Origin of the sequence: Brevibacterium samyangense, from assembly GCF_039529845.1 — a bacterium.
In the GTDB taxonomy this organism is placed as follows: Bacteria; Actinomycetota; Actinomycetes; order Actinomycetales; family Brevibacteriaceae; genus Brevibacterium; species Brevibacterium samyangense.
This window is the reverse complement of sequence record NZ_BAAANO010000013.1, coordinates 113,948-114,555: the sequence shown is the minus strand read 5'-3', so window position 1 is coordinate 114,555 and position 608 is coordinate 113,948. Positions and strand designations below refer to the sequence as shown.

The 608-nt window shown below is 68.4% G+C and carries 1 protein-coding gene; it reads right to left on the bottom strand.

Annotated features, from left to right (window positions below):
• Window positions 1-59: 59 nt before the first annotated feature.
• The gene (locus tag ABD172_RS07305) at window positions 60-413 is read right to left on the bottom strand and encodes an Rv2175c family DNA-binding protein (RefSeq protein ID WP_344308316.1); all 354 of its coding nucleotides are present in this window, start codon (window positions 411-413) and stop codon (window positions 60-62) included.
• Between the last annotated feature and the right edge of the window lie 195 nt (window positions 414-608).

Genomic DNA, 608 nt, shown 5'->3' with positions numbered 1-608 from the left:
TTCGGTTGTGTCGTTCGTTCCGCCGCGTGGGCCCCCGTCCGTCGGAGGGCCCGGTTCCCTCAGAACGCGAGTGCCTGGGCCCTCCTCCGGACCTCACCGCGGTTGTTCGCCCGCAGCAGGTCGATGGGGCGGCCCGGCAGGGAGTCGTCGGGCGTGAAGAGCCAGGCGATGGCCTCCTCGTCCGAGAAGCCCGCGTCCTGCAGCAGCACGAGCGTGCCGCGCAGGTGCTTGACGGCGGCATCCCCGTCGATGAAGAGCGCGGGAACGCGGTAGACGACGGGATCCCCGTGCTTGAAGCCCACGATCGCCCGGTCCTCGACCATACGACGGACCTTGGAGATCCCCAGACCCGTGTTCTCCGCGATGTCGGGCAGGGTCAGCCATTCCTCGACGAGTTCGATTGCTGTACTCACCCCTCCACGATAGTCGACACCGGGTCCGGACCGACACGCCGGAAGGGAGTGTTCTGCCCGACTCGGGCCCCGACGCTCCGTAGAGTGGACTGACGGAAGGACCACCCGCAGCCCGACTTCCCCCGCTACGAACTGCAGGTCAGATATGAGCAACCGAACCACGCGCCCGTCATTCGCCCGCCGCCGCGGCACCCG